The sequence below is a fragment of the Shewanella sairae genome (assembly GCF_023283535.1).
Taxonomy (GTDB): domain Bacteria; phylum Pseudomonadota; class Gammaproteobacteria; order Enterobacterales; family Shewanellaceae; genus Shewanella; species Shewanella sairae.
Window position 1 is genome coordinate 1 of the sequence record NZ_JAKILT010000125.1, and the last position, 3592, is coordinate 3592.

Genomic DNA, 3592 nt, shown 5'->3' on the forward strand with positions numbered 1-3592 from the left:
AAATCGCTTCACCCACCTTGGTATGCCTGATAGCTATCGAGTGGTCTGAGCATGCTCAAAGACTAGACAGATTGAGTATTGCAACAAAGCCGTGACAAACCGTTCTTTTAGTCAAAGAACCCTCATTAGTCGAGATGTGTGAGGCAAAACTTTGCGACAGAACCGGCACGTTTGCATTTAACTAAAACCATGCGGCAGAACCTCATTAACCCTATGTATATCATTAGAGATATACATACTATTGGGGTTTTCTTATCATATTCAACTGCACTTGTTTAATTGCTTTAATTAATTCATCGTCACTTACATCAGCGAGTAATAGAACTGCAGCTCTAATAAGTTTGGTGTCATTGATCTCTCTTAAACTACCTAACTCTTCTATTATCATTTCTGGTTGATTCGTTTTAAGTGAATCCCTTCGAGTTGCAAGACCTGTTAGTTCGTGCTCTAAGAACCTTATTGGTTTAGGATGGATCTTTGTTGTCGCTATTTGCCCAAATACATTCGTTTTTACTGAATGTTCATTGGCACCATTTTCTTCTGATTTTTGCTTTCTTTGTAAGTTCTTTAACTGAGCTTTCTCAGCGGGTTTTAGCCTGCCTGATTTTTGCTTAGCTAGAAGTTCATCTAATTTTTTATTATCCATTTTTGATAAGCTCCTTTGCTAAATCTTTATAATAACTAGCTGCAACATGCCCTGCTTTTATTACTGAAGCTGGTTCATGTTCAAATTCTGCCTCTGTAAATAAACTTCTTTCCCATATTACTGTTTTTGAGGTGTTCTTAGGCCAGCGTTCAGCTAGGTATTCTTTACCGTAGGATAAGGCTCTTTTCGCTGTTCTTGAGATCTTGGATGGAACGACAAGAAACTTTATTTCGTCTTCTTCTATAAATCGAACGTCTTGAATGTGCTCTAGTAAAGTTTCAACACCGTCTAAAGAGTGTTCTTTAAACTCGGTAGGAAAGATGTATTCGGTAGCGGCCATTACAGCATTTAAACCAAGTACAGATGTCCCAGGTGTTGTATCTATTAATATAAATTCATACGATGGAGCTACTTTTGCTAAATGAAGCTTTAGGCGTTCTTCTCTTCTCGGTAGCGAGATCATATCCATGTCTAATTTGGTCATGATGTCGCCACGACGCCCAGGTATTATATGTAGTTTCTCCTGCTCTATTCCATTTACAATGGCTGGATAAATAGCCTTATTAAAATCAAATTTGCGGTCAATTAGTGCATCACCAATATAAAACTCTGAATCATCTTGGCCATAGTATTTTGTAGTGTCTCCTTGACCGTCAAAATCAATAATTAAAACATTTTTCCCTAATTTACTTAATTCGTACCCGAGATTAACAGTTGTTGTTGTTTTTGTTACGCCGCCTTTCCTGCATCCGATCATACATATACGAGTCATATACCCCTCTTTTTTACAGTTAAGTTGTTGATTAGTTGAGTGTTTTATTGTGTATATCATCAGTGTTATACATAGGTTTGTGGTTGTATTATGAACTCCTTTTTGCTCCTTTTCAATAGTGCGTATAGCATTAATGTTATACGCACATTTTTTGTGAGGTTAGGTGGCCCGTTAATGGGTTTGGCTATGTATAGCATTAATGATATACATGCTTATTGGTTCCCTAGGCTTACCTTGGGTGCTTACGTATAGTATTAATGTTATACGCACATTTTTTTTGTGAGGTTAGGTGGCCCGTTAGTGGGTTTGGTTATGTATAGTATCAATGATATACATGTTTATTGGTTCCCCGAACTTGGGGGGAACTTGGATATCGGAAATTATTGTACGGTAGGGATTTTGATGCACCCTCTCGTGTTTGGGTGTACCCCAATGAGATAAGCGGTTACGGTATGGTTACGGCGAAAACCTAATCAATGCGTTAACTTAAATGCGGTAGATCTTCTGCGATAACATAAAAACTATAGCCACCCAAGATAAGTCGCTCTTTAGGTACAGTGACTTCCTATCCCCAACAGCCCCTCGACATAAGACCATTTTTTTGTTGGTTGTCATGAAATCGAGATCGTTAAGTTGGTAAATTTTTTTGCTACTTATAAACTCGAAGAGTTGTATTTGCAGTTTGCGCAAAATGTCAGGAGTGGACAGAACTGACTACTGCAAATTAAGATAATCATGAATTAGAGAAGTTAGAACTAAAATGACAGAAGAAAAATCAAAAGTTGAAAAAATTTCTAAGGCTAAAAGAATAAAAATCAGAGAAAAGGTAAGAGAGGAGCTCGCAGGCCAACCAACCACCTGGCAACCAAAGATAGAACCTTATCGACGAGGATCTTAGGTTTAACTGCATTTTCAGCCTCAACGCCCCAAAAGGCAAAAGTGGTGAATTTCACCACTTTTTTGTAGGCCATGATTTACCGCTTTTTGAGCGAGGTAACACAGGGTTTTAAGCCTTTCGTGGCAAAAATGCCATGAGTCTACAATCGCGTCGCATACAATTTGTCGTTATGTTAAATTCCTATTGTATGAATAGGCGGCTATATAATGTTTATTGAGTTGAGTAATAATTTATATATGATTCAACCTCAAAGCCTTTTTGTTCAACATCTAAACTAAACCTAGATCGCATATTATAGTCTTTCATTCTATTGAAGTCTTCAGGTATAGATTCACCCGTTAGATCCCAAAGGCTCAATAGTGGTTTAAATATCTTCCTGTAGTCGGTAGATATGACCATCAAACCATTACTGACAAGTGGTTCTTCACCTAGAGCATTTGCAACGGCTTCCCCTTTTTCGCCAGCAAACAACACTATATGCTCCCCCTTAATCGCCAATTTGGGTGAGATTCTAATTTCTTCCGGCATAGGGATAATTGTGTTTAGCTCGATTGCGTTGCCATTAGTTGGTAGCTGAATGTCGGCTAACTCCGGTGCTAACGTTTTAGCCAAGTTAAATAGCACATTTGGGTTTTCAGCTGACAAGCTTACTACCGCATCTAAGCTTTCCAGTTGCGGATTATCCAAATCTTCATTGATCTTGTAATCAATAAGCGACGCCCCAAAACCTTTGACACCATTTGCCATCCCGGTAAACATACCTAGCATTGCGGGGCTATTTTGACTCATTTCCCCTTGTATTTTCGCTAAAGGTCCACATTGATACTCTGGCGTTAACATATCGTCCCAGATTGCCGATAATGACGGCACCATCTGGTTGATATCTATTCCAAGTCCGAAGCTAAACACATTATTAACGTCTTGTACATAAGATGGAATATAGCCTCGCATGGCTTGATAGGCATCAAGTAGTACAAGATTATTACTTTCTACAACAGTTCTAAAATTAAATGTGCTTTCTTTATCTGTTACTTTAAACTCATCATATCCAGCGACTGTTCGTGGCCAATTATTAGCTATGGATGTGAGCTCCTGTTTACACTCGGGGGTTCTAAGTTCTATTAGAGGATCTTCTTTAAGTTTTTTAAACAGCTGAGATAATTGAACAGCAAGGAGGTTACCATTAATGCTCGTTAGACCTGTAGCAATCACCTGATGATTGATATAACCGATACTCTCATTCATAAAGTCATTATTCTTGATGATATCGTCAATG

The 3592-nt window shown here is 38.3% G+C and carries 3 protein-coding genes and 1 pseudogene; 1 reads left to right on the top strand and 3 read right to left on the bottom strand.

Translation table 11 applies throughout. The features are described from left to right. Positions 1-238 precede the first annotated feature (238 nt). Both L2748_RS23300 and L2748_RS23305 read right to left on the bottom strand, forming a co-directional pair. Positions 239-646 (bottom strand): hypothetical protein, encoded by a 408-nt coding sequence (locus tag L2748_RS23300; protein WP_220783474.1) that lies wholly within the window; start codon positions 644-646, stop codon positions 239-241. Continuing rightward, positions 639-1418: a ParA family protein gene (locus tag L2748_RS23305; protein WP_220783475.1), complete on the bottom strand. Its 780-nt coding sequence runs from the start codon at positions 1416-1418 to the stop codon at positions 639-641. The genes L2748_RS23300 and L2748_RS23305 overlap by 8 nt, the downstream gene beginning before the upstream one ends. A 760-nt stretch (positions 1419-2178) precedes the next feature. Between L2748_RS23305 and L2748_RS23310 the strand changes: the two genes are divergently transcribed. After that, positions 2179-2316, top strand: a complete 138-nt coding sequence (locus tag L2748_RS23310) for a hypothetical protein (protein WP_220783383.1) — start codon at positions 2179-2181, stop codon at positions 2314-2316. A 210-nt stretch (positions 2317-2526) separates the two neighbouring features. On the opposite strand, the pseudogene L2748_RS23315 reads toward L2748_RS23310, so the two are convergent. Continuing rightward, positions 2527-3592 (bottom strand): annotated as a pseudogene (locus tag L2748_RS23315) (hypothetical protein); the annotation flags it as partial.

Excerpts from the sequence above, each read along its gene's own strand:
- L2748_RS23310 (WP_220783383.1), top strand. The coding sequence starts at position 2,179 with ATGACAGAAGAAAAATCAAAAGTTGAAAAAATTTCTAAGGCTAAAAGA.
- L2748_RS23305 (WP_220783475.1), bottom strand. The coding sequence starts at position 1,418 with ATGACTCGTATATGTATGATCGGATGCAGGAAAGGCGGCGTAACAAAA.
- L2748_RS23300 (WP_220783474.1), bottom strand. The coding sequence starts at position 646 with ATGGATAATAAAAAATTAGATGAACTTCTAGCTAAGCAAAAATCAGGC.